The 16,128-nt window shown below is 35.2% G+C and carries 15 protein-coding genes; 12 read left to right on the forward strand and 3 right to left on the reverse strand.

Going from position 1 to position 16,128, the window contains the following annotated elements; genetic code table 11:
- Positions 1–327 precede the first annotated feature (327 nt).
- On the forward strand, positions 328–1,446 hold the full coding sequence (locus IRZ78_RS15610) for a serine hydrolase domain-containing protein (protein ID WP_194617423.1): 1,119 nt from the start codon (positions 328–330) through the stop codon (positions 1,444–1,446).
- Positions 1,447–1,765: 319 nt separating this feature from the next.
- On the opposite strand, the gene IRZ78_RS15615 is transcribed toward IRZ78_RS15610, so the two are convergent.
- Positions 1,766–2,005 carry a hypothetical protein gene (locus tag IRZ78_RS15615; RefSeq protein ID WP_194617424.1) on the reverse strand — a complete coding sequence of 80 codons (240 nt, stop codon included), beginning with the start codon at positions 2,003–2,005 and terminating at the stop codon, positions 1,766–1,768.
- Positions 2,006–2,505: 500 nt separating this feature from the next.
- Between IRZ78_RS15615 and IRZ78_RS15620 the strand changes: the two genes are divergently transcribed.
- The 11 genes from IRZ78_RS15620 to IRZ78_RS15670 all read left to right on the forward strand — a co-directional run bounded on the left by IRZ78_RS15620 (position 2,506) and on the right by IRZ78_RS15670 (position 13,046).
- Positions 2,506–2,946, forward strand: a complete 441-nt coding sequence (locus tag IRZ78_RS15620) for a hypothetical protein (protein ID WP_194617425.1) — start codon at positions 2,506–2,508, stop codon at positions 2,944–2,946.
- 156 nt (positions 2,947–3,102) lie between these two features.
- Positions 3,103–3,483, forward strand: coding sequence for a hypothetical protein (locus IRZ78_RS15625; protein WP_194617426.1), 381 nt, complete (start codon positions 3,103–3,105; stop codon positions 3,481–3,483).
- Between the two features lies 1 nt (position 3,484).
- Positions 3,485–3,778, forward strand: coding sequence for a hypothetical protein (locus tag IRZ78_RS15630; RefSeq protein ID WP_194617427.1), 294 nt, complete (start codon positions 3,485–3,487; stop codon positions 3,776–3,778).
- 153 nt (positions 3,779–3,931) lie between these two features.
- Positions 3,932–4,597, forward strand: a complete 666-nt coding sequence (locus IRZ78_RS15635; RefSeq protein WP_194617428.1) for an IS6 family transposase — start codon at positions 3,932–3,934, stop codon at positions 4,595–4,597.
- Positions 4,598–4,636: 39 nt separating this feature from the next.
- Entirely contained in the window at positions 4,637–4,855 is a 219-nt protein-coding gene (locus IRZ78_RS15640) for a hypothetical protein (RefSeq protein WP_194617429.1), read from the forward strand.
- Positions 4,856–4,962: 107 nt separating this feature from the next.
- Complete coding sequence (locus IRZ78_RS15645; RefSeq protein WP_194617430.1) at positions 4,963–5,970, forward strand: YncE family protein; 1,008 nt, start codon at positions 4,963–4,965, stop codon at positions 5,968–5,970.
- 28 nt (positions 5,971–5,998) lie between these two features.
- Positions 5,999–7,234, forward strand: a complete 1,236-nt coding sequence (locus tag IRZ78_RS15650) for a TolC family protein (RefSeq protein WP_194617431.1) — start codon at positions 5,999–6,001, stop codon at positions 7,232–7,234.
- The gene (locus IRZ78_RS15655; RefSeq protein WP_194617432.1) at positions 7,203–8,153 is read left to right on the forward strand and encodes an efflux RND transporter periplasmic adaptor subunit; all 951 of its coding nucleotides are present in this window, start codon (positions 7,203–7,205) and stop codon (positions 8,151–8,153) included. Before IRZ78_RS15650 ends, IRZ78_RS15655 begins: the two co-directional genes overlap by 32 nt.
- Before the next feature lie 6 nt (positions 8,154–8,159).
- Entirely contained in the window at positions 8,160–11,207 is a 3,048-nt protein-coding gene (locus IRZ78_RS15660) for an efflux RND transporter permease subunit (protein WP_194617433.1), read from the forward strand.
- A gap of 26 nt (positions 11,208–11,233) precedes the next feature.
- The gene (locus IRZ78_RS15665) at positions 11,234–12,016 is read left to right on the forward strand and encodes a phosphatase PAP2 family protein (protein ID WP_228520494.1); all 783 of its coding nucleotides are present in this window, start codon (positions 11,234–11,236) and stop codon (positions 12,014–12,016) included.
- A gap of 79 nt (positions 12,017–12,095) precedes the next feature.
- A complete protein-coding gene (locus IRZ78_RS15670; RefSeq protein ID WP_228520495.1) occupies positions 12,096–13,046 on the forward strand; it encodes a lipopolysaccharide heptosyltransferase family protein in 951 nt (316 codons plus the stop codon).
- Between the two features lie 174 nt (positions 13,047–13,220).
- Here IRZ78_RS15670 and IRZ78_RS15675 read toward each other — a convergent pair whose 3' ends face one another.
- Together IRZ78_RS15675 and IRZ78_RS15680 are read right to left on the reverse strand one after the other, a co-directional pair.
- Positions 13,221–14,099 (reverse strand): diacylglycerol kinase family protein, encoded by an 879-nt coding sequence (locus tag IRZ78_RS15675; protein WP_194617434.1) that lies wholly within the window; start codon positions 14,097–14,099, stop codon positions 13,221–13,223.
- A 4-nt stretch (positions 14,100–14,103) separates the two neighbouring features.
- Positions 14,104–16,062: an LTA synthase family protein gene (locus IRZ78_RS15680; RefSeq protein WP_194617435.1), complete on the reverse strand. Its 1,959-nt coding sequence runs from the start codon at positions 16,060–16,062 to the stop codon at positions 14,104–14,106.
- Positions 16,063–16,128: the final 66 nt, after the last annotated feature.

Consider the following 16,128-nt stretch of genomic DNA (forward strand, 5'->3'; position numbering starts at 1 on the left):
TGATTTGGATGTCCTGTTGAGGATTGATGTAAAAATTCATTTAGTTTAAATTATTTTGCAATAAAAGTGATTAGAATAATTATTTACCTTGATTCAAAATATGAATTCATTTAACTTATAGTTGAATAGACTGTAAGTTATCTGTAAATCGTATGTTCGTTTCCATACTTCAAAAATGAGTTTTTATACAGCCTTCAAAAAAGTTAGTGGTCAGACACCAAATGAACACTAGCAAATAAGTACCAATTTATACAGTTTTAAGCTTTTGGAACTTTTTCTAGTTTTTCTTATCTGAAGTTTGCATTCAAATAATTAAGATCACATTTTATGAAAAAGTTTTTATTACTAGCTGTTGTTACTTTTATCACCTCATGCAGCAATGACGATTCCAAGCCCTCACCTGATAAAAAAGTGCTGGCACAACAAAAACTTGAAGCAGCTTTGTCCAACTTCCCTGGCCTAAGCCTTAGTGTAAAAACAGCTTCCGAGAGTTATACTCTAGTTGCAGGAAACGCAGTAATTAATGAAAAGCCGATGGCTAGTTCTGCTCTTCACTATATGCAGAGTATTTCAAAAACCTTTACCGCAGTTGCTGTACTCAAACTGAAAGAGGAGGGCAAAATCAATCTCGATGCCAAAGTAAATAACTATCTTCCTGATATTTGTAATAAGCTGCCAAACGGAAATATCATTACGGTAAGACAACTGCTTAACATGACATCAGGCCTTCCTGATTATTTAGATAGCGAAGAGTTTTTAAATGATCTTGTTGCAGGGCCACTGCCTATGACAAGCGAACAGGTATTGAGCTATGTATATGATCAACCCGCAAAATTTGCACCTGGCGCGTCATTTGGTTATTGCAATATAAATTATCATTTGCTGGCAATTATTATTGATAGTGTCACTCCAAACGGACATCGAAGGTATATTACCGACAAAATAATTAACGCCATTGGACTTTCCAACACCTATTATATAGCGGGCTCGGCAAGCACTGCTGCTCCACAAGGCACAACTGCTAACTATCTAGAAATAGACGGCACTTTTACCGATGTGAGCGAATTGCAGTTGGGTACAGTACTTACCTTCATTGGCGATGACGGTATTGTTGCTTCTGTTCAGGATATAGCTGGGTTTTACTACAAGCTGCTCCATGACAAAACGTTACTATCACCCGTATCGCTGGAAGAAATGAAGGTTGCCGTTAATTATCAGGATACGCCCATATATGGCTTGGGACTGCATTTTTATAAAACCAATAGTGGTCTGCAGGCAATCGGCCACGAGGGCAGTGGAGCCGGAGCCGGTGCCTATGCTTTTTATTTTCCTTCTAAAAATACCAGCGTCGTCCTGTGTACAAACGCGGGAACGCTTACCGATACTATAAAAGAGGAACAGTTACTGGCATTGTGGGAGCAAATTATAGGTATATTGCTTGAGTAAAAAGTAGTTTAAACCTTAAAGATAAAGCCGTTTTGTGAATTAGAACCCTGCAATTCAAAAATTAAAAAAAATCCCATTTCGCAAGAAATGGGATTTTTTTGTGACCCAAAAGGACAAATAACACACCATTTTATGGAGGATTTGAAAAGATTGGCTTACTATATGTAGGCGCTGTCTTTATATGTCTTCAGGATTTTGGTTTGGATGTCCTGTTGGGGATTGAAGAAAAAGTGCATGTAATTTAGTATATGATTTTCCCACAAAATGTGCTCTGATATTTTCTACCTTATTTGCTTAGGGTAAATCTGTCCATAGAATTTTATAACCATTTGTCATAAAGTTGTTTCGCTTTTGAATGTGAATTTAATTTTCCTGCTTCAGCATCTTGCAATCCTTTTTCAATAGACTGTTTTTCGTTTTCAGAAATTGAATTCCACCAATCTTTATTCTCTTGTTTTTTCAAATCTATAATTTTATTAATAAGAGATAAATCTTCAATAGTGGATAACCATTGAATAAGTTCTAACTTTTTGCTTTGTATGTTTAGTTCTGCTTTCATATTCAAATAAAATTAGTTATTCAAAATTACATTTTAATTTTAGAAGTTAAATAAAAGACTTTGTTAAACTATAAGGGAAATTATTGATTAGCTGCAAATTTCGTGTTGATCCGCAACTTTTTCTTCTGATCCGCGATATGAGGCCAGCCATATTAATTAAAACAAAAAAGCTTCAGATTTATCTGAAGCTTTGTCTTAGTAGCGGGAAGCATTCAAATATCTAACCAGATTATCTTGGATTATTACAGTATTTTAGCATGCGCATCTTAATTTTTTCTCTGCTTTTTGTTTGCATAGCCACTCATATAAGTGCTAAAAAAGCATCAATTAAATTTAAAGTGCTTTTGACAGTTTGTAGTGGAAAAATTATATATTTGAAAATGAATAATGTGTGAAATTTATCACACATATCTACCTAAATGTGGATGTGTTTGTGTGGTTTTGTGACACATATAAATAAGTTGGCAGTAGTTTGAACACTTACTCCACAAAATACTTCTATGGAAAAAATTATACAATTATTTCTTGCATTAATCATTATATCAAGTTGTAATCATGGAAAATATGAAAATTTAAATAGCTTACCGTTTAATGAACTTGTAGCAGAAAGTGATCAAATAGTTGTTAAGCTTTATGATTCAACTGTTGAGAAACAAATAACGAGCACAGAATCGAACCCAAAGAAAATATTTAAGGTTTCTAAAGAAAAAATAGACAGTTTCAAAAGCATTTTTGAAAATGCAAAAAAAACAGGCTATTGTTGTTGTCCAATTTCAAACTATTCAATATCACTTTTATATGATAATAAAGAGTTTGGTTTGTTTTACGTTGACACTACAGAATTTAAAGGCAAAGTAAGAATTTATGACTGTGGTTATCAATATTCATATATTTTAGAAGAACAAAAATGGAAAAGATTTCTCAGTGAAGCGGAAAAATAAAAATACTGCCAACAGCTAAAACGTATTTGGGCAATAGGCTCAATGGAAAGTTGGTCTTGTATTGGGATGATTTGGCAAATCCGAGAATAGGTCTTAATTTAGTCTAAAACCCGCGCAACAGTACCAGAACATTAGCAACTATTTAAAAACGCTTATATGAAAGAGGCTCTTTTGTTAATATTCCTTCTCATTAATCTTAATACTTATTCACAAGAAAAAAAATGTTCTGATTATAAAGTGGGTAAATTCAAGTATACCAATCCTCTTTACAAAAATTGGAAAGTATTGCGAAATGAAACTGAACAAATAGAAACTAACAAAGTTGATAAAATTGAACTTCGAGCTTCAATAAATTGGGTGTCAGATTGCGAATATATTTTAACGTACACACAATTGAATGATTCCGAAAATCATTCAATTGTGGGACAAAAAATAAATGTCAAAATAATTAAAGTTGGAAATGAAAGTGTTATTTGCGAATCAGAGGGTTTGGGTGCTAAATTAGAATTAGAAATGGTTCTTGAAAAGGAAAAATAAAATGTTCAAAATACTTGAGAAAATAACGGAATTGATTGGTTGGTTTCAAATTGTGATTTCGCCAACTTTGTTAGGTTTGGGAATTGGATGCATTGTTTATTTCAATTTTCAAAATTTAGCCGGATTAATTTTAGGAATTATAATTTCAATAATTGGGCTAATTTGTGGAATTGCGTTGGCTACAAAGAAGTTAAAAACAACTGAAACTATTCATTTTTTGTCAAGAGTTAGCGCAACGCCAGAATTGGACAACATAAACGAAACCAAACAGCTGAAAAATAAAAACAGTTGCTAACAGTTACAACAGATTTGAGCAATAGGCTTAATTGGAAGCTAGTTTTTTATTTGGGATGATTTAGCAAATCTGAAAACATTGCTTAATTTAGTTCCAAGGTTCTGTCGCATTTGGGAATAGCTTTTATCTTTGGAATTTTAAAACTAAAAAAAAATGAATACCACAGGTCATAGCTATCCAAAATCTATTATTCTTCAGGCAGTATATTTCAAACTAAGATTTACACTTAGTTATCGGGATGTTGAAGAGATCATGAAAATGCGCGGAGTTCATGTTGATCATGCTACTATTCAACGCTGGGTCTATAAGTTTACACCTTTCATCGAGTTAGAAATGAAGAAGAGAAAAGGCAGAGTAGGGACGAGCTGGAGATTGGATGAAACCTATATCAAAGTAAAAGGTATATGGTGTTATTTATATCGAGCGGTAGATAAATTAGGTAATACGGTTGACTTTCTTTTGACCAGAAAAAGACAACGAATGAGCGCTCAGTCTTTTCTAATTAAAGCAATTAATAATAATTGCCGGCCAAGAGTAATAAACATTGATAAAAGCGGTTCTAATACTGCAGCGATCAAAGTCTATAACAAGCGTTCGTTCTCAAAGATTAAAATTCGGCAATGTAAATATCTTAACAATATTGTAGAACAAGATCATCGTTTTATCAAGTGTCGCATACAAAACGGATTAGGCTTTAAAAGCTTTGAATCAGCAAGACGAACATTGAGTGGAATTGAAGTTGTGCATATGCTTAGAAAGAATCAGATGATTAGACCAGGCACATCTATGTTTAAATCATTCTGTAAATTGGCGAGCTAATTTTTAAATGACTTAAATTCTTATATTTGATTCTGACAGATGCGACAGAACCCAAGCGTTGGAATTACAATGGCAAATCCGTTTAATAAATACCTGAGCCAAAGATCGACCAGTTATGGCGAAAGTTTTCATCAGGTAAATGTTAAAGATATTCCGGTGCAGTCTTTTGGAATTTCATTTAACTACAAATTCGGAAAACTGGAATTCAAAAAAGGCGAATCAGATAATCATGGTGAGCCACAAGAACCTACGATTTAATACAAAACATAGTATTAATTAATGTAATATTAAGCATTGCTTAAGGAGCAATTCAGAATTAATTCAGGATTGATCTTCAACTTTGATTAGATTTTAATTCGTTAATTATGAAGTGTTTATCTGTTGTTTCGTTCCTTCTGCTGGCTCCGCTTTTGATGGCGCAAAATCTTAAATTATCCAAAGAAATTAAAGTCGCCGGCGATCTGGGCTGGGACTATTTATCTGTAGATGAACCGGCACAAAGATTATTTGTTTCCCACGGAAATGTAGTGAATGTTATCGATCTGAAAACCGATAAAACAATTGCAACAATCCTTGATACAAAAGGTGTTCATGGTATTGCGATTGCCAATGATCTCAACAAAGCTTTTATAACCGACGGAGCTGATAATGCGGTTACAATCGTTAATTTGACCACTTTTGAATTGATCGAAAAAGTGGCAATTCAAGGCATCAAACCTGATGCTGTTTTGTATGATAAATTTTCAAAGAAAGTATTTGTTTATAACGCCAAAAGCAGCGACGCAACAGTTCTGGACGCTGTTAGCAATAAGATTGTAAAAACAATTCCGCTTGACGGAAAACCTGAATTTTCTGCGACCAATGCAAAAGGTTTGGTTTATGTAAATATTGAAGACAAAAATCAGATAAAAGTTATTGATGCCAACAAATTAGAAGTCGTAAATACTTTTGATATCAGTCCGGGAGACGAACCTTCGGGATTGGCTTTTGATACTGCAAATGACAGACTTTTTAGCGTTTGCGGAAACTCAATGTTGGTAGTCACAAATGCCATTACCGGAAAAGTGGTTACAACTGTACCAATTGGCGATGGTTCTGACGGTGTATTTTTTGATGCCAAACGAAAGTTGATTTTCAGCTCTAACGGAGAAGGAACTTTGACCGTAATCAAACAAAAAGACAAAGACAGTTATGCGGTTTTAGAAACTGTTGCTACTGTAAAAGGTGCCCGAACCATTACGATGAGTAAAACTACGGGAACACTATATATGCCAACGGCTGAATTTGGAAAAACTCCGGAAGCAACCACAGAAAATCCTCATCCGCGTGCGCCAATTGTACCAAATTCTTTTAAGGTTTTGGTAGTAAAATAATTCGCTGTAATTCTTGAAATCTATAGAAATGAAAAGGTATTTTTTTTTCATACTTGTTTTGATTGGTTTCAGATCTTTTTCTCAGGAGAAAGATTTGGGCTATTTTATACAAAAAGCCCGAACAAATTCTCCTTTATTGGCTGATTATCAAAACCAGATTAAGATTTCGACGCTTGATAGTCTGCTCAATCGAGCCGCCTATAAAACTCAGGTTGCTGGAAATTTAAACGCTAATTATGCACCTGTAATTAATGGGTATGGTTATGATACGGCTTTGAGTAACGGACAAATGGTTTCGGCATTGGTTGGTGTCAATAAAAGGATATTGAGTAAAAATCAGCTCAATTCGCAGGCAGATTCTTTTAAGCTGATTAAAGATGCATTGATCGTCAATAAAAAAATAGCCGTTAAGGATTTAGACAAAAGCATTATCGCACAATATATTGCCGCTTTTGGTACCGAAACCCAAATGGAATACAACAACAAAATCACCTCACTTTTGAAAGAAGAAGAAGTGATTCTGAAAAAACTTGCCCGAAATTCTATTTACAAACAAACAGATTATCTCATTTTTAACGCAACGGTCAAACAACAGGAATTAGCCGCCTTGCAGCTCAAACAGCAATATCAGAACGATTTGGCTTTGCTAAATTATCTTACGGGAGAAAAAGACACCACTTTTGTAAAACTTAAAACACCCGATTTAACGATTAAATTAAATCAGCAAGAGAACAGTATTTTTTTCAAGCAATTTGAAATTGACAGCTTAAAAATAAAAAATTCAGATAAGCTTATCGATAACACTTACAAACCTGCATTATCTCTTTTGGGAGATGCCGGATATAATTCGAGTTTTATTTATCAGGGCTATAAAAATTTTGGTTTTAGCGTGGGTTTAGGTTTGAGTATTCCTATTTATGATGGAAATCAGAGAAGTCTTCAGCATCAAAAAAACAGTATGGCGCTGGCTACAATTGACAGTTACAATAAGAATTTTAAAAGGCAATACGACCAACAGCTTTTATTGCTCAATCAGAAATTTAATCAAAGTGCAGAAACCAATATAATGCTGCAATCACAGCTTTCTGTAGCCGAAACGCTTATAGAGGCAAACAAAAAACTATTGGTTACCGGAGACGCACAAATCACAGAATATATTATTGCGCTTAGTAACATTATTTCGATTCAGGACGCAATGGCACAAAATACAGTTAATAAACTACAGATTATTAATGAAATTAATTACTGGAAATCGAATGAATAAAAAGAGCTATACAGTCGTAATACCCTTACTAATCCTGATGATTTCTTTGGGTTCCTGCAACAAAACAGTTCCGCAGGAAACTCCTGCAGAAGTAAGTGTTCCGGTAACTGTAACGCATATTGATACTGCAGCAATCGAGAGTTTTATTGACGTGAATGCCACAACAACCTATTTGATTAAAAACACGATTAAAGCCAATACAACCGGTTATCTGGATGTTGTGAATGCAGTATCTAATGATTTTGTTAGAAAGAATCAGCTACTTTTTTCTCTTAAAACCCGTGAGGCAAAAGTACTTGGAAATACGATTAATAAACTCGATCGCAGTCTCAATTTTGGCGGTGCCATAAACTTAAGAGCAACATGTGACGGATATGTTACAGCAGTTAATGTGCAAAAAGGCGATTATGTTCAGGAAGGTGATGCGCTGGCAATTATAAATGATGCGGCGAGCTTTTCGATTGTGCTGAGTCTTCCATACGAACTGAAAAGATATGTAAAAGTCAACGAAGTACTAAACGTGTATTTACCTGACGGAACGATTATTAAAACAAAAGTTCAAAAATACATGCCAACTGTTGATCCGGCATCGCAAACGCAGAATGTTATTTTGAAAACGCTTCAAAACTCAAATATTCCGGAGAATTTAATTGTAAAAGTCAGAATCGATAAAACTACTGAAAGTAAAACAATCAGTCTGCCTAAAGAAGCAGTTTTGAGTGATGAAACACAAACGGATTTCTGGATTATGAAAGTTACAGGGAAAGATCATGCGGTGAAAATTCCGATAAAAAAAGGAATTGAATCGTTGAACAAAATCGAGATTTTGTCGCCAAAATTAAACCCGTCAGATCAAATTTTGCTTACCGGAAATTATGGCGTTGGAGATACCATCAAAATAAAAATCACAAATAAATAAGCTAGTATGCTGCCTTTTTTTGCCCGACATAAAAACGGATTAAGTACAATTATCTTCCTGATTATTCTGGGAGGGATTTTTTCGTACTCCAAAATGCAGACCGGATTATTTCCTGAAATTACATTTCCGAAAATAAAAATCATTGCAGATGCCGGTCATCAACCTGTAGACAAAATGATGATTACCGTTACCAAACCTCTGGAAAGTGCCATTAAAAAAGTACAGGGATTAGAAACCGTAAGAAGCACCACAAGTAGAGGAAGCTGCGAGATCTCGGCATTTATGGACTGGCAATCAGATATTGATTTGAGCAAAACCCGAATCGAAGCGCAGATCAATCAAATTAAAAATGATCTTCCGCCGGATTTGCAGGTTACGGTCGAAAAGATGAATCCGTCGATACTTCCGGTTATTGGTTATGCCATTGACAGCAAAGATAGATCTGCGGTAGATTTAAAAAAGATCGCTACTTATACCATAAAACCATTTTTATCTCAAATTCAGGGTACAAGCGAGATTAGGATTGTAGGAGGAAAGGAAAAAGAATACTGGCTTTCATTAGACTATCAAAAAATGAGCGCTTACGGCATTACTCCGGCAATGGTAACGCAGGTAATGAGCGAAACTAATTTTATAAAATCAAATGGTTATCTGGCAGATTATCACCATTTGTATTTAACGGTTACCGATGCACAATTGGACAAGAAAGATGAACTTGAAAATCTGGTTGTCCGCAACAACAGTAAAGGTATTGTAAGGTTAAGCGACATTTGTCTGGTCGAAATCAGAGAGGCAAAAGTGTATATCAAAGTCAATGCAAACGGAAAAGAAAGCATCCTGATTGCGGTGATGAAACAGCCCGACGCCAATCTAATTGTGATGTCTGATGCAATGAATCTAAAGATGCAGGAACTTAAAAAGATTTTGCCTAAAGACATTACGATAAAACCGTTTTATGAGCAGGCGAATTTTGTTAATGACGCCGTAAAAAGCGTTACAGACAGTCTTCTTATCGGATTGTTTCTGGCAATTATTATTGCAGTTCTTTTTCTAAAATCAGTAAAAGCAAGTGCCACTATTTTAATCACGATTCCGGTGACTTTAGGTTTGACACTTATTGTACTGTATTTTTCAGGACAGACTTTTAATATTATGACTCTTGGCGCAATTGCAGCAGCTTTGGGATTAATTATAGACGATGCAATTGTTGTTGTAGAACAAATTCATCGCACGCACGAAGAACATCCGGATGAACCCGTAACCACTTTGTTGCAAAAAGCCATTGATTATTTATTTCCGGCAATGCTGGGTTCGTCCATTAGCACCATTGTAATTTTTGTACCGTTTGTGCTCATGAGCGGAGTAGCAGGTTCGTATTTTAAAGTCCTGACAGATACCATGATTATCACTTTAATCTGTTCTTTTCTGGTAACGTGGTTATTACTTCCGGTTATTTATCTGATGCTTTCTAAAAAAGGAAAAACGGTTGAGAAAAAACAACATCCAATTCACGAAGTAAAAGAACAAAAATGGGTTTCGTTTTTTATTCAAAGACCAGCTTTGAGCATTGGTTTTTGTTTGTTGCTGATAGGATCTATTTTTCTGATTCTGCCCAATCTTGAAACGGGTTTTTTACCGGAAATGGACGAAGGAAGTATTGTGTTGGATTATGAATCTCCACCGGGAACTTCTCTTGAAGAAACGGACAGAATACTGCGTGAGGTAGAAAAAATAATCATCAAAAACCCCGATGTCGAAGCGTATAGCCGAAGAACGGGAACGCAAATGGGTTTTTTTATTACAGAACCCAATACGGGAGATTATCTGATTCAACTAAAAAAAGACAGATCCGGAACGACCAATGATGTAATTGATGATATAAGAGCAAAAGTCGAAAACAGTCAGCCTGCTTTGCGTATTGATTTTGGACAGGTAATAGGTGATATGCTTGGTGATTTGATGAGTTCTGTTTCTCCTGTTGAAGTTAAAATTTATGGAAATAACCAACAGAAACTCAGTAAAATTGCAAAAAGCGTAAGTGCATTGGTCGAAAAAACCAAAGGAACTGCGGACGTTTTTGACGGTATTGTTCTGGCGGGACCAAGTGTTAATATTGAACCCAATTATACTTTGCTTGCTCAATATGGCATCACTCCAGCCGATTTACAGTTTCAGATGCAGACACAGCTTGAAGGAAATGTTATTGGTACTTTATTAGAACAGGAGCAAACCACTGCGATTCGTTTGATTTATAAAAACTCCGAAAAAAGAACTTTGGACCAAATCAAACAATTGCAGGTATTTCTTCCGGGAGGGCAATCAATTCCGCTTTCGAATTTAGTTAAGATTACGCCTGAAATTGGAAGTGCTGAAGTACAAAGAGAAAATCTGCAAATGATGAGCGTTGTAACGGCACGACTTGATAATAGCGGTTTGGGAAGTGTAATGAATGAAATTCAGCAGAAAATAGATCAGAACATCAAATTGCCACAAGGGTATTATATCGAATACGGCGGGGCTTACAAAGAGCAACAGCAGGCTTTTAAAGAATTATTACTGATTTTGATTGCTTCGTCACTTTTGGTTTTTGGTGTTATACTGTTTTTGTTCCGGGATTTTAGAGCCGCTTTGATTATTCTTTTCATTTCAGTACTGGGAATTTCAGGAAGTTATTTACTGCTTTTTATAACCAATGTTTCTTTGAATGTGGGCAGTTATACCGGAATCATTATGATTGTTGGGATTATTAGCGAAAACGCCATTTTTACTTTCCTTCAATTCCGTGAAACTTTTAAAATAACATCCGATATTAATCAGTCTTTAATCTATTCGATTTCGACACGATTAAGGCCAAAATTAATGACCGCAATAGGAGCGATTATTGCTTTAATGCCTTTGGCAATTGGCATTGGAACGGGCTCTGAGTTGCATCAGCCTTTGGCTATAGCCGTAATAGGGGGATTTATTGTTGCTATGCCTTTATTGTTAATTGTGCTGCCAAGCCTTTTGGCAATTGTCTACAAAAATTCAAATTATCATACTTATTTACAATGAGAAAAAACAATTCAAAGTTAATTCACATGGACACATTAATCACTAATATTTTCAAGATGCGAAAAGTTTTTCTATTATTCCTTTTGGGAATTTCTGCTGCTCAGGCACAAAATAAAGTGTTAGATAGTATTGTTGTAATAGATACTGTCCCGAATTTAAAATTTAATTACAAACAGTTAATTATTCCCGGAGTTTTGATTGGCTATGGTTTAATTGGACTGGAAAGTGATTGGCTAAAGGGCTTTAATACTAATATTAGAGATGAAGTAACAGAAGATATTGATAACAAAATCACTATTGATGATTTCTCGCAATACGCTCCCGCAGCTTCTGTTTATGCACTTAATGCGATGGGGATAAAGGGTAAAAATAATCTAAAAGACAGATCGATCATTTTAGCGACTTCATATTTGATGATGAGTGCAACGGTTTTTGCCTTAAAAGACATTACACACGTACAAAGACCAGATGGTACGTCTTATAACTCATTCCCTTCGGGACATACTGCGAATGCTTTTGCCGGAGCAGAATTTCTGTACCAGGAATATAAAGACCAATCGATTTGGTACGGAATAAGCGGATATATAGTTGCTACTGGAACAGGACTTTTCAGGGTGTATAATAACAGGCATTGGCTTACCGATGTTGCCGCTGGAGCGGGAATAGGAATATTGAGTACAAAAGCGGCGTATTGGCTTTTTCCTTATACCAAGAATATTTTTCCTTCTAAGAATAAAAAGACGACCTCGATGATCATGCCATTTTACAACGGACAACAGTTTGGAGGCGCAATGGTAATGCAGTTTTGATGCAAAAGCTATTTAACTTTTTGGCAATAGACGAAATACCACTAGCTATGGAAATAGCATTTAACCCATATTGTAAAGAATGAAAATTTCAAAAAAAATAAATGTTGCACGAAGAACTGTCATGCGCTTTTTTACCAGAAACATAGGAACGTCTAAAACTTCTGCAAAAGTACTGGAGAATCCTGCGCAGATAAAAAGGATACTCATTTGCAGGCCAAATGGCAGATTGGGTAACTTGTTATTAATTACGCCATTAATAAAAGAAGTCAGTTCTGTTTTTCCAAATGCTCAAATTGATCTTTTTGTTAAAGGCGGATTAATGCCTGTTATTTTAGAAAATTATCCTCAGATCGGAGAGGTTATTGTGCTTCCCAAAAAGCCTTTCAGGTATCTTTTTGCTTATTTAAAAGTATGGATGACCATTAAAAAGATAAAATATGATATGGTTTTAAATGTAGATAAGGACTCCTCATCAGGCAGGTCAGCTGTAGAAATTTCCAGCGCAGCTTACAAATTTTATGGTGATGCGATAGAGGAAGACCTGATCAAAAATGATGATTACGATCATATTGCCAAATATCCAGTCTATAATTTTAGGGATTATTTAAAGGTTCTTGGACTCAAAATAAACACTTCGAATCCAGTAGCAGCGATTGATCTAAAATTAAGCAGTGAAGAAATAGAAAAGGGCAGAGAAATTCTTAATAAAAAATTTGATAATCAGAAGAAAACCATTGCAATATTTACCTTTGCCACAGGTGACAAGTGTTATTCTGAATTATGGTGGACAGATTTTTATGGGCTTTTGCAAAGAAGATACGAACGGGATTATAATATTATTGAAATTCTGCCTATTGAAAATGTTTCTCAAATCAGGTTTAAGGCCACAAGTTTTTACAGTAAAGATATACGTGAAATTGGGGCCGTTATAGCCAATACGGAAATTTTTGTTGGAGCAGACAGCGGAATTATGCATTTGGCAACGCAGTTCATATACCTGTTGTTGGACTTTTTTTGGTTTCCAATTTAAAAAAATATCAACCCTACGGAGAAGGAAGCATTGGCATTGATATCAACATCAATGTGAACAAAAATTGCTATGTCTTAGAGATGGACCGTATTTTAGCAGGATAGTTTCAAAAAAAATCTCTGAGTAAGATCTTTTAGGGGCTTACTCAGAGATGAACTAAAATCAACCGTAAAATTAAACCAGGACCTGTAAACCTTTAGGAAGTACACCTACCACTATGATATTTGTTTTTAAATAACGCTGCTCACCGTCGATCTGCGCATCAATGAAAATCTTCTGAGGCATTTCGATATGTACCTCTTTTACCTGGTTATGTTTTGCTTTTTCAAATTTGTCTATAGTATTTCGAAGCACATTAAAGCCGAGCATGAGTTTTTCAAAAAATGAGAGTTCCGGGATAATTACCATGTCCAGTATACCATCACTTAAACTTGCTTTTGGCGTTAAACTCATGTTGTAGCCCATTTCATTTGAATTGGAGATAAAAAGCATAAAGGGATTTACCTTAATTTGTTGTTCTTCAAAAGTTACAATTGTGGGCTGAGCTTTGTACTGAAAACTTGAAGAGAGCGCCGCTTTGACATAAGACGATAATGTTCTGTTGCCTGAGCGTTCATATTTCTTTATAATCATAGCATCGATACCAATTCCCATATTGCTAAAAAAGTAAAACTGATTTATTTTTCCAACATCTATAGCCGTTGTTTTTCCATTTTTAATAATGTCAATAGCTTTTTTAAAATCCCTTGGAATATTTAGATTTGAAGCCAGTCCATTACCAGATCCAACGGGAATTACTCCGAGAATGATAGAGGTACCCACAATACAGGAGGCTACTTCATTGATGGTGCCGTCACCTCCACAGGCAACAATATAATCTGGGTTTTGCTTTACAGCAGCTTGGGTTAATTCAAGAGCATGCTTTTTATGATTGGTATAATCAACTTCAATTCTAAACTCATTGACAGGAAAATGCTGCATGAGATAAGAAGCAGACAGATTATGTTTCCCGCTGCCTGAGATGGGGTTAATGATAAAATGAATAGAAGTCATTTTTTTATTTTAGAAGTTTATTTGTAAAAAGGTAATCGGCAGTCTGGTACCAGGATATAGTTTCTTCGAGGAACGACTGATCTATAGGAAGCGATTTCAAACTGTTGTCTGCTTTATTCCAGGAGTAAAAAGCCTGTTTTTTCTGATCCGATAAAATCATGACTTTTTCTTTTTTCATCAGTACCAATTTTCTGTAAGTTCCCATTAAGGCGCGCTCTTCAAAATTTGGATCCAGCACGTTCTTTCCAAAGAAATCAGATTCATAATTCCATTGAAAAATAGAAAATAACGTTGGCCAAAGATCAATTTGGGAACACTGCTTGTTTATTTTTTGATTATACTCTTCAGGCAAATTTACAATGAAGGCTGGAATATGGTAATTTGCTACATCAATTTCGTCTTTTCCTGCGCTGCTGGCACAATGATCAGCAATTATAACAAATACGGTGTTTTTAAACCATGGTTTTTGACTTGCTTTTCTAAAGAGTTCTTTCAAAGCAAAATCAGTATATTTTACAGCTCCTTCGCGGCTTGTCCCAGATGGAATATCAATTTTTCCTGACGGATAAGTATATGGCCTGTGATTGGATGTGGTCATTACAAAATTAAAAAACGGCTTTTTGTTTTTAAACTGATCATCAGCCACCTTCAGCATTTTATTGAAAATATCTTCATCACAGATTCCCCAGGCGTTCTCAAAAGTCACTTCGCTGTCGTTGATATTGTTTCGTGTTGTTTTAATCTTGTCACTGAGCACACTTCCACGTCCACGGTCATAAATGGTAAATCCGTTACCTCCAAAATAAGCGTTCATATTATCAAAATATCCGTCGCCTCCGTAAAAGAAATTACAGTCATAAGCTTTTGATTTAAAAACACTGCATACTGTATAAAGATTTTTGTTTTCCGGTCTCTTGACAATAGACTGTCCGGGAGTTGGGGGAATACAAAGCGTTACAGCTTCCATTCCTCGTACTGTTCGGGTTCCTGTAGCATAAAGGTCATTAAAGAAAATACTTTTCTGTGCCAGACTGTCCATAAAAGGAGTAATATTTCCCTTGTTTCCAAATTCTTTCAGGAAGCTTCCACTAAGGCTTTCCTCCAAAATAAAGACGACATTTTTTTTCTCTGCAGAAGCTACGCTATCGGTTATGCTTCTGTGAATAGAATAGCCTTCTGCTGTAAATTTTGTATTAGGATCTGAAAGTTTATTTTTGATAATACCAAAAGCCTTATCATTAGGAATAGAGGTATAAAAATCGGCATATTTCATCTGATTGTTTCTAAAGGCTGCAAAAAAGGAATATATCCCTGATTTTGAGATTTCAGAATTGTAACGGTTTGCAGACCATTCTGCCTGATAATTATCAATAAAAGATCCAAAGAACAAAGCAACTGCTACAAAGCCGGCTAAAACCGAAAGTCTTGTCTTTAAACTTGCTTTACTATTAAAAGTATTACTAAAGGCTTTTCTTTTGTAAAAGATAAATAGAAACAATAATGTCAGCAGCAGTACGCCTCCTACAAGTAACGGAAGCGGGTAGGACTGTTCTATATTGGCAACGACCTCATGGGTATAAATTAAATAATCAACAGCAATAAAATTAAAACGGGTCTTAAACTCGTCCCAGAAAGTGAGTTCTGCAAAAAAAGTAAAGACCAGAATAGATACAGTTAAAGCCGTGAAAAAATAAATCAGTATTTTGTCTAAAACCGAACCAATCCATCTATTGGGCATAATGGTATAGTAAAGTACGGCTGTGAGTGACACGAAGGCAATTGTACCAATATCAAAGAATAAACCGGTAAACAATGTACGCAGTAAATCGATCATATTCCATGAAACTTCGTTATATTGCCATACACAAAAGGCAATTCTCAGAATTTGTGATACGATTAAAAACCATATTATAAAACAGTATAATACTGAATATCTACTTCTGGCAGGATTTAGTTTTAGCATAAATTTTTTAAATAGGGATAAATTTTACAACTCAATTCTGAATTAATTCTGAATTTTAGATTTATT

The organism is Flavobacterium sp. CSZ (genome assembly GCF_015350725.1).
In the GTDB taxonomy this organism is placed as follows: Bacteria; Bacteroidota; Bacteroidia; order Flavobacteriales; family Flavobacteriaceae; genus Flavobacterium.